Consider the following 15,233-nt stretch of genomic DNA (forward strand, 5'->3'; position numbering starts at 1 on the left):
CACGACTGGTTTTCATTTCTGAAGGCTCATAATCTTGTCTGCAGTATGAGCCGACGTGGCAACTGCCACGACAACGCGGTTGCAGAAAGCTTCTTTCAACTTCTCAAACGAGCACGAATTAAGCGGAAAACTTACAGAAGCCGGGAAGAGGCCCGGCAGGACGTATTTAATTATATAGAGATGTTCTATAACCCGATTCGCCGCCATGGACACAATGGCAACTTATCTCCAATAAAATTTGAAGAAAAGTTTGTTAGTAAAGTTGGGGGTGTCTAGTAAATTAGTGGCGATTCATCCTGCCTTTTTTACATCAAGGTGCTCCAAGTTTTTCGAAACATGAAAGGCCTTGTCGAGCTATGAAAAAGCTCAGGAGGGGAAAGTCAAGATGCTCAGGAAACGGAGGCTTCTATAGTTACCGCAAAGACTATAACTACCTATGAAAAGAGGGGATGTTATGCGGCGAAAAGCAAGTTACACGACTGATTAAACAAGCAACCTCAAGATAGAGAGTTACTACAGAGTCTTCACCCAAAATCCGGCAAATCTTCTATCCAATCCAGAAGTCATATCCACAAAAAGCCAGCCCTGTTGCACTAACGCAATCTTAAGTCTGAACAAATGTTACATTCATCCAGACTCATCTGGGCTAACTATTTCAACCCGCGGCAAACGCCTTGCCCTTTCGACAGATTGCCGGCTGGGATATAGACACGACCAGCGCAAGGTGTGGGAAAAGGTTGGCCGCCGTAGCGAGGGCTACACCGCGGCCATGGCAAGCGAGATTCGCTCTGAACGCCTGCGCGGCCTGCGTCACGGCGATATGCCCCCTGCAGCGCGTAAGCGTGCAGCTATTAGCCTTAACCAAGCATGGCAGCTGTATGACGAACGCCACCTGTATCAAGTAAAGGGCGTTGCAACTGATCGTGCCCGCTACCGCTTGCTGATAGAGCCAACCCTCGGAGAACTCTCGCTTGAGAGTATCAAGCCTTTGGACGTTGAGGGGTTGAAGGCTGATCTCATTAAGTCCGGTCGTTCTGCTCAGACTGTCCGGCATGCATTGAGCCTGTTGCACAGGGTTTACCGCAAAATGACCGCATGGGGCGTTTACAGCGGCAAGATTCCCTCTGCAGAAGTAACGTTGCCCAAGGTGGACAATGCTCGTACACGCTGGCTTACTCAGGAAGAAGCGCACCTGTTGCTGGATGAATTGAAAAAGCGCAGCCCGCAAATGTACGCGGTTGCTCTTATGGCCCTTCACACCGGCATGAGGGCAGGCGAAGTCCTTTCTTTGCAGGCCGGGCAGATTGAACTTGAAAGCGGCGTCATTCACATCATGGACGCCAAAGCAGGTTCCCGTACCGCGTATATCACTCCAAGCCTGAATACGCTGCTTGGACAGATTCTGCCTGATTCTCCCACTGCGCTGTTGTTTCCTGCCCGTAACGGCAAACAAAGTTCCACGGTCAGCAAAACGTTTATGCGTGCAGTGGATGCGGTCGGGCTCAATGCCGGCGTCACTGACAACAGACACAAAGTTGTTTTTCACACGTTGCGTCACACTTTTGGCTCTTGGCTGGCCATGGCTGGCGTGCCCTTGTATGTCATTGCGGAACTGATGGGGCACAGCACTATTGCAATGACCGAGAGATACAGCCACCTGTGCCCCGATGCCAAGCGGCAGGCCGTTCGTACGATTGAGAATATATTTATTGCTGGTCATAAGTCCGCCTCTTTCGAGCCTGCATCCATGCTTCAACGTCCTTTTGAGGATAAAGAATAGAGCCTCTGTCCTTGTCTTGAATATATCTTGGGCCAAGGCCAAGTACGCGTTTGTTGGATAGCGTTGTGGCCTTTAATCCATAGAGCTTTTCCACTTCGTCAGGCCGCAGGTATTTCTTTTTTCTCAGCATCTCCATTTCCAAGATGGGCGCTGCGGCATCCCGCAGGACTTCGGGCAGCACCGCGCGCAACTCGTCACGTACCATTTGAGCTAACAGTTCAGTATCAATATTCATCCCTTATTCCTCCATGAAGCGGTTCCAAGCTTCATCCAGCACCAACACCTTGAACCTGTTCCCTGCGCCGCCGTACCGAACTGTCAGCCCCTGTGCATACAGCAAGTTCCACAGCCCGTTAACGGACAACATCTGCGTTTTGGTCGAGTTCGCATTCACTTTGTTGCGCAGGTACTGCAGCCCCACATATCCCTGATTTATCCAGCGACCATGCAGGCGCTTGCCAACTCTGCGCAGCGCACGAATGTGCGGGTTGTCCTGCTCCGGCTCTGCCGCTTGCCTCTGCGCTGCTTTCAGCTTCGGTTTCGGCTTCGACTTTGCCAGCGCATCCAGCATGGCCCCGTCACTGCCGCATGGCTGCATATCAATCACAGGCGGCGGCGCAGGCACAGCAGCAAGCGGGGGGCTGTCCATTCCATAGTCCGGTGGCGGGGCCGGCGTGGCTCCTGCCCATGTTTCCGGCAAACAATCCAGCAGCCTTGCCCTTTCGCGCTCCCTATCCTCTTTACGTGCTGCGGTTCTGATAAGCTCCGCGCCGTGGGGGCACGCCTTGCACTGCTTCAACTCGCTGCCGCGCTCCGTAGCCAGAATAAGACGGCAGCAATCCATAGGGGCTATTTCGTCCGCTTTTCTTTGGCATTGCACTGCAGCTCCTCCGGTGTCTTAAAAACCAGCACCCAGCGGCCTGATTTGTCTTTGATACGTATGCGGTTACGCCCACTGAAACATTCGGGGCAGTATCCCTCAGCGCCCGGTATTTTTTGGCATACCGGGCAGCGCCTGCGGTCGGGCGCGCTCATTACATCACTCCGAACTGGGGCAGATCGTGCGGACCTGCAGAAAAAACCCATGGCCGCTTCACAGTACAACCCCACCAGCGGCAAGGGCTTTTGATGCAACATACTGCGGGTCGTATGCCTCTAGGCATTCACCGCAGAGGGGGCATACCACGTCGCCTTGCTCAGAAATTTTAACAGTCGGGCCGCCTTCGGCCTCCTGACTCGCCAAGCTCAGCCTGCATTTTTTGCACATAAAATCCCTACCGTTAGCGATATCCCGCAATGCATTACGGAACCTGTATCTCCCCTCGACAATCCTAGACAACACGCCAAACAACCTTTCCTTTTCATCATAAGAGAGGCTCTTGAGCCTCCTATTCGCTTCAGCACCAATGATTCTTTCCACACGCTCAAAAGGGGTACTCCGGCGAAGGCTTCAACAGGCGGCCTGTCTCTAGGTCAATTACGCCGTTCAGACATGGCAACAGGGTGGGGTGTTTGTCCCACTCTTTGCCGGTGGTGCCCAGACTGTGCGCGCCGTATGTTGCCATTTCCAGCACGTTTTTTATGCGGTTACGTCCGCGCAGTAGGCGTGCCCGCTCTTTTAGCCGCTGCCCTTTACTGCGTAAGCCTTTAAGAATGCGTTCTGCTTTTTTGCGCAGTCGGTCTGCTTCGTCTTTGTCTTCTTCCTTGGCAATCTCTGCCTGCATTTCCATTGTGCGCACATCGGCGTAGTCTAGCTGCTCAAAGGCGGCTGCTTCATAGTCTTCGGCTATGTCAGTAACGGCGCGCTGCGCATTCTTCACCCGTCCGTCATTTACCCAACGTATGCCGTCGTATTCCATCCATTCTTGTGTGGCGTGGTCATACAGGTGCCTGCTGCGTATGTAGTTGGCCAGCAGCTCTGCGTCGCCCAGTTCGTTGCGCTGGCAATAGTCCAGCATGGTGGCCACGTCGGGCCGCTCAGGTCGCTGGGGTGGCAACTCGGCTTTCCATACGTCCAAACCTTCGGGCGCTTCTTCCAGTTCCGGGTTTAATTTTTGCGCTTTGTCTTCTGCCTGCGCCGCACGCCAGCAGGCGTTGCGCTCTTCGGCTATCTCTTGCCGTACCTGCTCTGCCAGCGCGGCATAGTCAGGCAGACCCTCTGTGGTCATGGGCATACTGCGCGGCTGGCGCTGTTTCAGCGTGTCCGCAATCAGATCAACCCGCGGCTTAGTCGGTTGCTTCGCGCTTTGCGCCTTGCTGCCTTTGCCCGTACTCTGCTTTGCCTGCTTACCTTTACTCTTTGCACTGGCAGTTCCGGCCTTCGCTTTGGCGGCCTCGCTGCTGGCTTTTTCTGAACCTTGCGCCTTGGCATTTCGGCTGCGGCCCTTTCCTTTCTCGCTTTCCGCGTGGGTGCTGCCGCCGACCTTCTCCTGCATGGCTCTGCCTTGCTCATCTTCGTGGCCTTGCATTGCGGCCTCTGCCACTTTCGCGCTGTGCGTGTTCTTTGCCGGTCTGGTCTTGCGCCCGCCCGCGCTGCTGCTTTTTTTCGTGTCGTCATGCTGTTTACTCATGCCGCACCCCCATCAGCCAAAAAGCAGGCAAACGGACGTCCACAACAGCTAGACCACCGTAAAAAATGCACCATTTTCATTTTTTCAAAAAAAATCAGACCCCACACCCGCAGACGCAACACGCCTGCCACGACCCCTGTTATTTGACCCCTGCCAAAGGACCCGCGCACGGCAAGACACGCACCAACTTGCGCTGGCCCATTAATAGAGGTTCCCGTGCCCCCTTTTAGAGGGGGAGAGGGGGGGAAGGGGAAAGGGTAGAGGTTCCCGTGCCCAAGACAAGAAGGATGCGCCCCGCTCCGCGGGCCGCGCGAGTCAAATCCGAAAAGAAATAAGAGACGAGAAAAAACTAAGACTAGGTAGATATAGGGTAGATAAAAGGAAAAGGGCTCATCGCTTTGTATGCAATAAACCCTTGTTTTTGATGGTGGGCGGTACAGGGCTCGAACCTGTGACCCTCGGCTTGTAAGGCCGATGCTCTCCCAACTGAGCTAACCGCCCGTGAAGAGGGTTTCTATAGAAACGCCCTCTCGGTGTCAACAGATATTTTCAAAAAAAATTATTTGCTAAAGAAAGCTGCTACAGCGCCGATACATAGTGCATGGACGTCGCCTTCGCAGCCCGTTGGTACAGACAAATTTCCACCTAAGCAAGCAACAGCGTCAGGGCACCCGACCATCTGGCGATCGCCGGAGACGATGCGGCTTGGGGAGAAGACGCCTCTATCCGCTCCGGTGGTGTTGCATGCAGCGCAACATGCTTATATCAGCCCTTTGCGCTGCACAGCGTGGTCACCAGGGTCTGCTTGAAGGCGACGTCCGTTATTCTAGCTGCCATCCTCTGGCGGCTATCTCTTTTTTTAAATCGATACCATGCTTCAGCATCCTGTTTCGCACAGTTCCTCTGTGTACGCCAAGTATCCTTGCAGCCTGAGTCATGTTCCCCCCTGCCACACGTAGCGCCTGTACCAGTTCGTCGCGTTCAACTTCTGCGTCATGCCGCTGCAAGGCTCCATAGTCTCCTCCGACGGTCTTCGTCTCCCCCGTTCTGACACCAATATGTTCTTCACCAGCAGAAAAAAACTTCTGAGCTTTTGAGGAAGCAGGCGAACCGCCCTCCCTGCTCTCATCAACTGCGGGCACTTGATAAGTGAGGGCGACGTTGCTGTGATCTTGTGCACCACCCCCATACTCTATTATTCTTCCGCCATGCCCACGTGAACCGCCTTTCTGCTTGCCGCGCTCAGCACCATCTATGACGGCAGCATCTGCGACCATCCCCTGAGGACCGCAGTCAGTGCTTGTGCCATAACCTATGTGCTGAGGCAGGTGCGCTATGCCCAACCTGCCGCTATCTGCCAGCACAAAGGCATATTCCACAGCACTGCGCAATTCGCGCACGTTACCGGGCCAGGAATAGACTGTCAGGCTCCGCATGGCTTCCGGAGTAAAGCCTTCAATATCCTTTCCTGTACGCTGGCGGATACCCGCCGCAAAGTGAGTGGCAAGCAAGGGAATATCCTCCTTACGCTCCTGCAGTGCAGGCAAAACCACAGGAATGACATTGATACGGTACAGCAAATCTTCGCGGAAGGCCCCCATCCGGACCATTGACCACAGGTCACGATGTGTCGCGCAGATAATCCGCACATCCACTTCTCTGGACTGATTCTCGCCCACCCGCTCAATATGCTTAGTTTCCAGCACTCGCAGCAACTTCACCTGAATGGAAGGCGGCAGGTCACCTATCTCGTCAAGAAACAGGTCTCCACCATGCGCCGCTTCAAACCTACCCTGCCTGTCGCGGATAGCACCGCTAAAAGAGCCTTTGGCATGGCCGAACAGTTCACTTTCCAGCAACGCGTCATTCAGGGCGGAGCAGTTCAGCGGCACAAACGGTCCTCGCTGGCGCGGTCCCAGATCATGTACAGCCCGCGCCACCAGTTCTTTGCCGCTGCCTGACGGTCCCAGTATCAGTACCGGCGCGTCACTTTCCGCCGCGCGCTCCACAATGCGAAACACCCGCTGCATAGCCTGAGAGGAGCCCACCATTCCTGCAAATCCGGCGCCGGAATCGAGCATCCGGGAAAGAGCCTCGATGCGTCTGTCGCGCTCCACAACTTCAGAAAGGTCAGTAAACGTTTCTACAGCTCCGGCAATGGTTCCGTCTTTGCGTACTACCCGGGCATTTTTCGATACGGGCACCCGCACGCCATCCTTGCGTACGATTTCACAGCGTTTATGACTGTCAGTATCGCGCTCGAAAAGCCTGCACCAGCCTATGGCACCCTTACGGGCCTCATGACATGCCTCGCACCCCAGTATAGTGCACGGCTGCCCGATCAGCTCCGCTGCAGAATACCCCGTCAGGCGTTCCAAAGCAGGGTTAACCATCTCTATACGGCCCTGTGGCGAAACCAGCATCAACCCTTCACTGATAGTTGCCACAACCTCTGCCACCATATCGCTGCATTTTGACGTACTGTTCATTTCCGGCCCTCTTTGAGCATTTGTCTAAGCATATGATTAGACACTTTCAACACCATGCGCAATCCGAAGGTCACAGCCAGTGGAACTATCAATGTCTTTTCAATAAATTACGGGCATCATAAAAATCAGGCACGTTTTGTGCTTTATGCACTGTCAACAGTTTCCAACTCTTACCATGTAAGCGAACACAATAATGACACAATCCGGCACTTCCTCTCTGAGTAACAAAAGTCCAGACCGCAACACGCGGGTCAGCCGCCGCAAATTTCTGACAACGCTTGGCGTTGCAGGCATAGCTGGTGCAGCTGTCACCTCATTACCTGCCAAGGCGGCTGCCGCAACACCGCAGAATGCGGCAGAACCTATGGCAACCATGTTTGATCTGACAAAGTGTGTAGGTTGCGGTGCCTGTGTCAGCGCCTGCCATGCCCGGAACGGCCACAAATACCCCGAACCGGAAAAGCCCTTTCCGGCCATGTTTCCCGACCGGGCAAAGCCGGCAGACTGGTCTTCCCGCCGCGATGTGGAAGACCGCCTTACGCCATACAACTGGCTGACTGTCCAGCAGGCCAACGTGACCTATAACGGACAGGAATATGATCTGAACATCCCCCGCCGCTGCATGCACTGTGACAATCCGCTGTGCGCCAACCTGTGCCCGTGGGGGGCCTCGTACAAAGAAGACTCAGGTACTGTGCGCATTGATCCTGACATATGTCTGGGCGGAGCTAAGTGTCGTCAGGCGTGTCCGTGGAATATTCCGCAAAGGCAGACCGGCGTGGGATTATACCTTGATATTATGCCCCGCTTCGCCGGTAACGGTGTCATGTATAAATGCGACCGTTGCCATGACAGCGTGAAACAGGGCGAACAGCCTGCATGCGTTGAGGCATGCCCGTATGACGTTCAGCAGATCGGCCCGCGGGATGAAATTATCGCCAAAGCAAAACAACTTGCGCAATCCATCAGCGGATTCATTTACGGACTGGAAGAAGCAGGCGGCACAAGCACGGTATATGTTTCACCTGTACCGTTTAAACTGCTTGATATGGCTATTAAGCACGGTAAAGGCAGCCCGCACCTAAAACCCGTAAAAAACGCCCTTGCTCCGCAGGAAAAACTTACACGGGCGCTAGTCCTTGCGCCTTTTGCAGGATTAGCGGCAGGCACTTTGAAGATGGTCAGTGTGCTGCGCAATGAACGCAAGACGCCCGATACACCTGCAGAAAAAAATTCTTCGGCCAGCAAAGGGGCCCGTCATGAATAGTGCACCACAAATAAAGCCCGCCATCTATCTATGGATTATCAGCGTTGCCATGCTTGCATTCAGCGGTATCGGGCAGATGCCCATATTCAAACGGTATTATCTGGCGGACATTCCCGGACTGGGCTGGAGCGCCGACCCTATAGCAACACACATAGTACACTACGTCAGCGCAGGGGTTTTTCTTACTGTCTGCGGCTGGCTGGCCACCATGTTCATACTCAACTATCGCCACCACTGGCGGCTGACCATGAGCGGCATCATACGGCTTGCAATAATCATCGCCATTATCATCACCGGATATATGCGTGTGGCAAAAAACCTGCATTCATTTCACTGGTCGCCCATTGCCACCATGCTCATCGACTGGACGCATCTGGGGCTTGCAGCGCTTCTTGGAATAGTCGCCATATCCTGCCGCACTACCGGCAGCAAGGCGTGGCTTGAAGCAAAAGCCGAAACCCTGAATTAATCTACATACAGGCTACCGCGCTGCGCATCCACGGTAGCCTTGCCTGCACAAACGTACAGGCACCGAACGACGGGGCATGGGAATACTCTCGTGCCCTGTTATCATATGCACCAGCCCGCCACTCATCGGTATGATACGAAGCAGCCTCCTTTCCGCTACAGAAAGGAGGCTGCTCTGCCTGAGGCACTGGAATGTGGTAGATACTGCTGTGCTATTCCGCAGTAACAGCACTCAATACAATGGGGCTCCGTCACCGAGAAACACTTTGAAGTCTTTTCCGCAATCACAGGGACGTCCTCAACGGTAATCCGAACATTTTCATCCTCATCCGCTTCGTCCATGCTCAGACCGAGCACTGATTTAGCTTTTCAGCCTGCGCCTACTTTGTATTCGCGCAGGCGTACACAGCAGCCTTCATCTTCGTCTTCCAGCAGTTGACGAAGCTTGTCGTGTATCCTCTTCCTCAATTCCAACGCCTGCCTGCTACACTGCAATCCGTCGCAACGCAGCTACGGCTGGCGAACTTCCGGAAAGATACCTTTTGCTGATTTCAAAATCTTCTTCTGTATGCGGCTCCAGAGTTACGGTGGTTTTCACTCCCCGCGACTCCAGCCCTGCAAACACATCCTCCAGCGGTATCAGGGAACTGGCCAGCCCGAGGTGCAAATCATCGGTTCCGTCGTTGTCATGCAGGTGCAGATGGCGCACTCTGGCGCCGAACGCATCAAGCCAGTCATCCAGATTACTGTAACGTTGCCCCTGCCCGAAGCTGAACCAGTGCCCGATGTCAAAACAGATTCCCACATCAAACACCCTGTCATTTTGTTCATCCATAAGGTCGACCAGTTCCGCGAGCGGATGCGGGCTCACCTCATAGGTATTCTCCAGCCGTAACGGAACTCCCCCTGCCCGTTCCTGCACCATCTGCCATGTTTCCGCACTTCGCTTCAACCATTGTGAATGATGCGGAGGATGCTGGCCCTTATCGTAAGCAGGGTGCCCCACCAGCACCACCGGTCGATATAACGCTGCCAGCTGCGCCGCTTTTCGAAGAGTCTGCCGCGTTGCCTCAAGAATTCCGTCATTCAGGCTCCCGGGATGCAGGTCAAAAAACGGCAGGTGTACTGTGCATTCCAGCCCCTGCTCCTGAAATAACACTGCCATCTTTCGATGCCAGTCTTCGGTCAATTCCTGCACTGCCACAGTATCCATCCCGAATTCCGGATGAATTTTGTGCTTCATAAAAAAATCAATGTAGTGTTCATGCTCCGCCGCAAAACTGAGCGGCAAATTTACAAAATGACGCATAGCTCCGCTATCCTTCACCGGCACTGCAAGGCCTGTTTAGTGCTAATACAAAAAATAACATGCCAAATGAGTAGGAAAAAAGATTGATTCACGCCGAGTTTCCTCATATGAATAACCGCTCACTAACATGGTGTATATCATTTAGTAGCAACGATTTTTTACTTTTTCCCTTGACGCAACATTGATAATCGCATACCTGTGCGGTAGGAAATAATTCATACCATGCAGGTAGGGTATTCGGTTCTTCACCGGCTCGCCCGCGGGGCGCCACCCCGTACCGGAACAAGTCCGACATACCTACCGCAAACGCCTACGGGGAAGGTTGCCATGCGCAGAAACAGGCTCGACAACCGGCACAACCAGACAGCCGTCGCTCTCTGCTTGGTCGCACGTCGCGCTTTTTTTGTGTTTTGCCCGCAGGCTTACCGAAATGTGGTCACGGGGATCTGACCGCACGACGGTACAGGGATGTCTGAGGATGCGTTTCACCATTTTTCAAAGGACTGCCACTATGTTGAACAAAAGATCACTGCTGCAATGGGCAGGGATTCTGGCTGCCGTTGCCGTCATTTCGGCATCGGGATTCCTGGTCCAGAGCACGAATGCCATGCCCGAACCCGCGGGCGGCGGCAACTCTGACCTTATCCGGATTGAAGTCATTAAACAATTCGGAGATCTGGAGCTGCCCCCCGCCTCGTTCCGCCATGACAAACACACTGCAGCGCTGAAGGATAAAGACTGTGCCACCTGCCACAAAACCGTGGACGGCAAGATGTCTCTTAAATTTCAGCGTACTGAAGACCAGAGTGCCGACCAGCTGAAGACAGTTTATCACGAGAACTGTATCGGCTGTCATACCGAAATGGTCAATGCAGGTCAGGACTCCGGCCCCATTGAAAGCGAATGCCGCAGCTGCCACGTTGCCAAGCCCGAATCCGACTCTGCATGGATCGAAATAGGCATGGATAAATCGCTGCACTTCCGCCACATTGATGCAAAAAGCATCAAGCCCGTTGCCGGTGCAGACGTAAACTGCGGTACCTGTCACCACGTTTACGATAAGGCAGCAAAGAAAACCGTTTGGGAAAAAGACAAAGAAGACAGCTGTCGCGCCTGCCACAAGTCAGAACCCGTAACCGCTGACGGCGTGACCATTTCTACTTTTGCCGATGCCTCTCACCAGCAGTGCGTAGTCTGCCACATGGACACCGCCAAAGCTGGTGCCGATTCCGGCCCCGTTAACTGTGCCGGCTGCCACACTGCCGAAGCACAGGCAAAAATCAAAGTAGTGAAAGATGTACCCCGCCTTATGCGCGGTCAGCCCGACGCTACCGTAATCGCCCCCGTAAGCAACAAGCCCGTTACCAAGAAAGAAGTAACCGCGGACTCCACAGCTGCCGTAGCCTTTAACCACAAGGTTCACGAGCAGGCTAACGACACCTGCCGCGTCTGCCATCACGAAAAAATCGCTAGTTGCACCGAATGCCACACGACCGAAGGCAAGAAGGAAGGCGCTTTTGTACAGCTTTCGCAGGCAATGCACGCCAAACAGGCTGATGCAAGCTGCGTAGGCTGCCATAACCAGCAGAAGGCGAAAGTCGTCTGCGCCGGCTGCCACACCTTTGTGCCCAACACCACCCCCGACTCTTCGTGCGCAAGCTGCCACAACGTACCGGCAGAACTTGCACCCGAAGGCGCAGAAGCTCTCAGCAAGGAACAGCGTGCTTCCGTCGGCCTGTTGGTTGCATCCAGCCGCCAGCGCACCGAAGGAACCTACGACCTTAAGGACATTCCCGAGCGCGTTTCCATTGATGCAATGGTGAATGAGTACGAAGCCGTGGACTTCCCGCACCGCAAGATCATCGAGACCATGGTTGCGGGTATCAAGGGCGACAAACTTGCTGCCTCGTTCCACACCGACCCCGGCACTTTCTGTCAGGGCTGCCACCACAACAGTCCCGTTTCAAAGACACCTCCTGCATGTGCAACCTGCCACGGCAAGCCTTTTGAAATCAGTCAGGGCGACCGCCCCGGCCTGAAAGCGGCTTACCACCAGCAGTGCATGAACTGCCACACCGCCATGCGGATTGAAAAGCCTGCCAACACGGCATGCAACGAGTGTCACAAAAAACGCGATCTGTAGGAAATAAGCAAGGAGATTAGTCCATGCGTCGAAGAACCTTTCTGAGCCTGCTTGGTGCCACCGGACTTACGGTGGCAGCAGGCAAGCCCGCCGCCGCGGGGGGCAATCATAGCTTTACCGGCTACCCCGACAGCTACGGCGTTCTGCACGATTCCACCCGCTGCATCGGCTGCCGCAAGTGCGAGCAGGCATGCCAAGAGGTGAACAATCTGCCCAAACCCGAAAAGCCGTTTGACGACCTTTCGGTGCTGGATACCAAGCGCAGAACTGACGACAACACATATACCGTTGTTAACAAATACAACGTGGCAGGCCTTGAGCACCCCATATTCCGCAAACAACAGTGCAACCACTGTCTGGAACCTGCGTGTGCATCTGCCTGCTTTGTTAAAGCATTCACCAAAAATCCTGACGGCTCCGTCACCTACAATCCCAAGCTGTGCGTAGGTTGCCGGTACTGCATGGTCGCCTGTCCGTTCAACGTGCCTGCCTACCAATATGGCGAAGCACTGAACCCGCTGGTGACCAAGTGCACCATGTGTCACCCCCGTCTGGAAGAAGGCAAGCTGCCCGGCTGTGTGGAAAAGTGCCCCAAAGAGGCGCTTACCTTCGGCAAGCGTAAAGACTTGCTGCGCATAGCCCGCGAACGCATCAGCAAAAACCCCGGCCGTTACGTTGATCACATTTACGGTGAATACGAAATGGGCGGTACCAGCTGGATGTATCTTGCAGGTGTGCCCTTCAACAAGCTTGGCCAGAACGAAGAACTCGGCACCAAGGCCGCGCAGGAACTTACTGCCGGTGCGCTCGGTTCCGTCCCCATGGTTGTGGGCATCTGGCCCGTTCTGCTGACCGGTGCATACGCCATTTCCAAGCGCAAAGACAAAATTGCCAAGGATGAGCAGGACGCCGCTGTCCGCAGTGCCGTTACTCAGACTAAAGAAGAAGCCGAAGCAAAGCTTCAGGCTGCCATGGACAAGGCTGCGAAAGAAAAAGAAGCAGCCATTGCCCGTGAAGTGAAAAAGGCGAAGGAAGAGGCTGAAAAGGAATTTGAAGCCCGCCTTGCCGCTGCAAACGAACCTGAATCCGCCGAGCCCGGGGAAGAAAAACCCGAGGAGGAAGCATAAATGGCTGACATTAAGAACACGCGTAACGGATGGATGACGCCCGGCAACATCCTGACGGCCATTATTCTTGTGGGCGGCCTGATTATTACCTTTATCCGCTTCACACAAGGCATCGGAGCCGTTACAAACCTTGACAACAACTACCCCTGGGGTATCTGGATCGGTTTTGACCTCCTGTGCGGTGTTGCTCTGGCTGCCGGCGGCTACGTAACCAGCGCCGCCTGCTACCTGTTCGGTCTCAAGCGCTTCCACTCTGCAGTACGTCCTGCCATTACCACGGCGTTTCTGGGCTACTTCTTTGTTGTTATCGCGCTGACATACGACCTTGGTCAGCCCTGGCGCCTGCCTTACCCCATCTTCTACTCGCAGGGTACTACCTCGCTGCTGTTCGAAGTGGGTCTGTGCGTTATGACCTATCTGACTGTCCTGTTCATCGAATGGTCGCCTGCCGCTCTTGAGTGGCTTGGTCTGCGCAAAATCCGCAACGTCATTGTCAAACTGACTCTGGTTCTGACCATCTTCGGCGTAGTGCTTTCCACTCTGCACCAGTCCTCGCTGGGCGCTCTGTTCCTGATTGCCCCCAGCAAGCTGCACCCGCTCTGGTACTCTTCGTTCCTGCCGGTGTTCTTCTTCATCTCTTCAATGGTAGCCGGTCTTTCCATGGTTATCTTTGAAGGCACGCTGGCCCACAAAGGCCTGCATGACAAGATGGATAAAACCCACCTTGACGAAGCAGACGGAGTAGTATTCGGGTTCGGCAAGGCTGCCGCATTTGTACTGGCCGGTTACTTCTTCATCAAAACCATGGATATAGCCATGGACAACGACTGGCATTACCTCGCCACCGGCTACGGTGCATGGTTCCTGGTCGAAATGCTCGGATTCGTGGCACTGCCTGCCTTCCTGTATGCTCTTGGCGTACGTGAAAAGAACAAAACCCTTGTCCGCACCGGTTCTGTTTTTGCGGTACTCGGTATTGTGGTGAACCGCTTCAACGTGTCTCTGGTGGCCTTCAACTACCAGCTGCCCGCTGATGAGCGTTACTTCCCGCACTGGATGGAAATCTGCATTTCCGTCTTTATCGTAACGCTCATCATCACAGCGTACCGCTTTATCGCCAACCGTATGCCCGTGTTGTTCGAGCATCCTGATTACAAGGACGCCCACTAGGCGACTGCAAGGAGATAAATCATGGAACAGATGTTTTACACGCTTCATGAGTTCATGCTGCACTCCAAGGGTGTTACCTACATCCTGATGGGCGTGGTGCTGCTCTGTTTTGTCGGCTTCTGGAAGTTCCTGACCGGTCGGGACGAGAAGATGCGCAAGTTCTAACTTGCGACCTTGAACACACGTCTTAGCAAGCAAGGAGACAACAATGATCGAATTCCTGACCGGCCCCATGCTCTGGATTTCCCTGGTGGTCTGCTTCGGCGGGCTGCTGGCACGGGTAATCCTGTACATCCGCGGCCTTGATTGGAAGCTCGACAGGGTGGCGTACAAGCCCCATATGAGTATCGGACTGCGCGGAGCCGTTCGCTCCGTGCTCAGCTGGCTGACCCCCATGGGAACTTACAGCTGGCGCGAACAGCCTTTTATGGCTGTCGGCTTCTTCCTGTTTCACATCGGCGCCGTGCTGGTACCGCTGTTTCTTATCGGCCACAACGTTATTCTGGAAGAGCGCTTCGGCTTCAGCCTGCCCACCTTGCCCTGGTGGCTTGCTGACGGCCTGACAGTTGCCGCTCTGGTCGGCGCTGCCATGCTGGCTATACGCCGCGTCGCCCTGACTGAAGTCCGCATTCTGACCACCGTATATGACTGGTTCATTCTGGCCGTATCCGTGGCCCCGTTCCTGACCGGTCTTATCGCGCGTCTGCATGTGGGCGACTACCAGTTCTGGCTGGTCCTGCACATCATAGCGGGCGAACTGCTGCTGGTTCTGATTCCGTTCACCAAACTGTCGCACGTGGCACTGTTCTTTATGTCCCGCGGCCAGCTTGGCATGGATTACAACATCAAGCGCGGCGGTATGAAGCGCACTGCCGGTTTCCCCTGGTAACCGGCCCATCCAGAAGGAGTG

The 15,233-nt window shown here is 54.4% G+C and carries 15 protein-coding genes and 1 tRNA gene; 9 read left to right on the top strand and 7 right to left on the bottom strand.

Annotated features, from left to right (window positions below):
* Both ACK5LI_RS08135 and ACK5LI_RS08140 read left to right on the top strand, forming a co-directional pair.
* The coding region (locus ACK5LI_RS08135) for an IS3 family transposase (protein ID WP_416948059.1) at window positions 1–276 on the top strand (276 nt) is incomplete at its 5' end.
* Between the two features lie 448 nt (window positions 277–724).
* Window positions 725–1,780: a tyrosine-type recombinase/integrase gene (locus ACK5LI_RS08140; RefSeq protein ID WP_416948061.1), complete on the top strand. Its 1,056-nt coding sequence runs from the start codon at window positions 725–727 to the stop codon at window positions 1,778–1,780.
* Here ACK5LI_RS08140 and ACK5LI_RS08145 read toward each other — a convergent pair.
* From ACK5LI_RS08145 to ACK5LI_RS08170, 6 genes are all read right to left on the bottom strand, one after another.
* On the bottom strand, window positions 1,707–2,015 hold the full coding sequence (locus tag ACK5LI_RS08145) for a helix-turn-helix transcriptional regulator (protein ID WP_416948063.1): 309 nt from the start codon (window positions 2,013–2,015) through the stop codon (window positions 1,707–1,709). The two genes, ACK5LI_RS08140 and ACK5LI_RS08145, sit on opposite strands and share 74 nt — an antisense overlap.
* 3 nt (window positions 2,016–2,018) lie before the next feature.
* Entirely contained in the window at window positions 2,019–2,660 is a 642-nt protein-coding gene (locus ACK5LI_RS08150) for a hypothetical protein (RefSeq protein WP_416948065.1), read from the bottom strand.
* A gap of 213 nt (window positions 2,661–2,873) precedes the next feature.
* Window positions 2,874–3,200 carry a hypothetical protein gene (locus ACK5LI_RS08155; protein ID WP_416948067.1) on the bottom strand — a complete coding sequence of 109 codons (327 nt, stop codon included), beginning with the start codon at window positions 3,198–3,200 and terminating at the stop codon, window positions 2,874–2,876.
* Between the two features lie 4 nt (window positions 3,201–3,204).
* Window positions 3,205–4,350, bottom strand: coding sequence for a hypothetical protein (locus ACK5LI_RS08160; RefSeq protein WP_416948069.1), 1,146 nt, complete (start codon window positions 4,348–4,350; stop codon window positions 3,205–3,207).
* Window positions 4,351–4,775: 425 nt separating this feature from the next.
* Window positions 4,776–4,851: transfer RNA gene (locus ACK5LI_RS08165), tRNA-Val, on the bottom strand.
* 320 nt (window positions 4,852–5,171) lie between these two features.
* The gene (locus tag ACK5LI_RS08170) at window positions 5,172–6,839 is read right to left on the bottom strand and encodes a sigma-54 interaction domain-containing protein (RefSeq protein WP_416948071.1); all 1,668 of its coding nucleotides are present in this window, start codon (window positions 6,837–6,839) and stop codon (window positions 5,172–5,174) included.
* Between the two features lie 193 nt (window positions 6,840–7,032).
* Here ACK5LI_RS08170 and ACK5LI_RS08175 point away from each other — a divergent pair, with 193 nt between their 5' ends.
* Window positions 7,033–8,106 (top strand): 4Fe-4S dicluster domain-containing protein, encoded by a 1,074-nt coding sequence (locus ACK5LI_RS08175; RefSeq protein ID WP_416948073.1) that lies wholly within the window; start codon window positions 7,033–7,035, stop codon window positions 8,104–8,106.
* Window positions 8,099–8,575 carry a hypothetical protein gene (locus tag ACK5LI_RS08180; protein WP_416948075.1) on the top strand — a complete coding sequence of 159 codons (477 nt, stop codon included), beginning with the start codon at window positions 8,099–8,101 and terminating at the stop codon, window positions 8,573–8,575. The genes ACK5LI_RS08175 and ACK5LI_RS08180 overlap by 8 nt, the downstream gene beginning before the upstream one ends.
* 483 nt (window positions 8,576–9,058) lie before the next feature.
* Here the strand turns inward: ACK5LI_RS08180 and ACK5LI_RS08185 are convergent, their stop codons facing one another.
* The gene (locus tag ACK5LI_RS08185) at window positions 9,059–9,883 is read right to left on the bottom strand and encodes a sugar phosphate isomerase/epimerase family protein (RefSeq protein WP_416948077.1); all 825 of its coding nucleotides are present in this window, start codon (window positions 9,881–9,883) and stop codon (window positions 9,059–9,061) included.
* 511 nt (window positions 9,884–10,394) lie between these two features.
* Between ACK5LI_RS08185 and hmcA the strand changes: the two genes are divergently transcribed.
* The 5 genes from hmcA to hmcE are packed head-to-tail and all read left to right on the top strand — an operon-like array spanning window position 10,395 to window position 15,212.
* Window positions 10,395–12,026, top strand: a complete 1,632-nt coding sequence (gene hmcA, locus ACK5LI_RS08190; RefSeq protein ID WP_416948079.1) for a sulfate respiration complex hexadecaheme cytochrome HmcA — start codon at window positions 10,395–10,397, stop codon at window positions 12,024–12,026.
* A 23-nt stretch (window positions 12,027–12,049) separates the two neighbouring features.
* On the top strand, window positions 12,050–13,153 hold the full coding sequence (hmcB, locus tag ACK5LI_RS08195; RefSeq protein ID WP_416948081.1) for a sulfate respiration complex iron-sulfur protein HmcB: 1,104 nt from the start codon (window positions 12,050–12,052) through the stop codon (window positions 13,151–13,153).
* Window positions 13,154–14,323, top strand: coding sequence for a sulfate respiration complex protein HmcC (gene hmcC / locus ACK5LI_RS08200; protein WP_416948083.1), 1,170 nt, complete (start codon window positions 13,154–13,156; stop codon window positions 14,321–14,323).
* Between the two features lie 21 nt (window positions 14,324–14,344).
* On the top strand, window positions 14,345–14,488 hold the full coding sequence (hmcD, locus tag ACK5LI_RS08205) for a sulfate respiration complex protein HmcD (RefSeq protein WP_416948085.1): 144 nt from the start codon (window positions 14,345–14,347) through the stop codon (window positions 14,486–14,488).
* Between the two features lie 43 nt (window positions 14,489–14,531).
* Window positions 14,532–15,212 (top strand): sulfate respiration complex protein HmcE, encoded by a 681-nt coding sequence (hmcE, locus tag ACK5LI_RS08210; RefSeq protein WP_416948087.1) that lies wholly within the window; start codon window positions 14,532–14,534, stop codon window positions 15,210–15,212.
* Window positions 15,213–15,233 lie beyond the last annotated feature (21 nt).

The organism is Oleidesulfovibrio sp., from assembly GCF_047973035.1.
Taxonomy (GTDB): Bacteria; Desulfobacterota; Desulfovibrionia; order Desulfovibrionales; family Desulfovibrionaceae; genus Oleidesulfovibrio.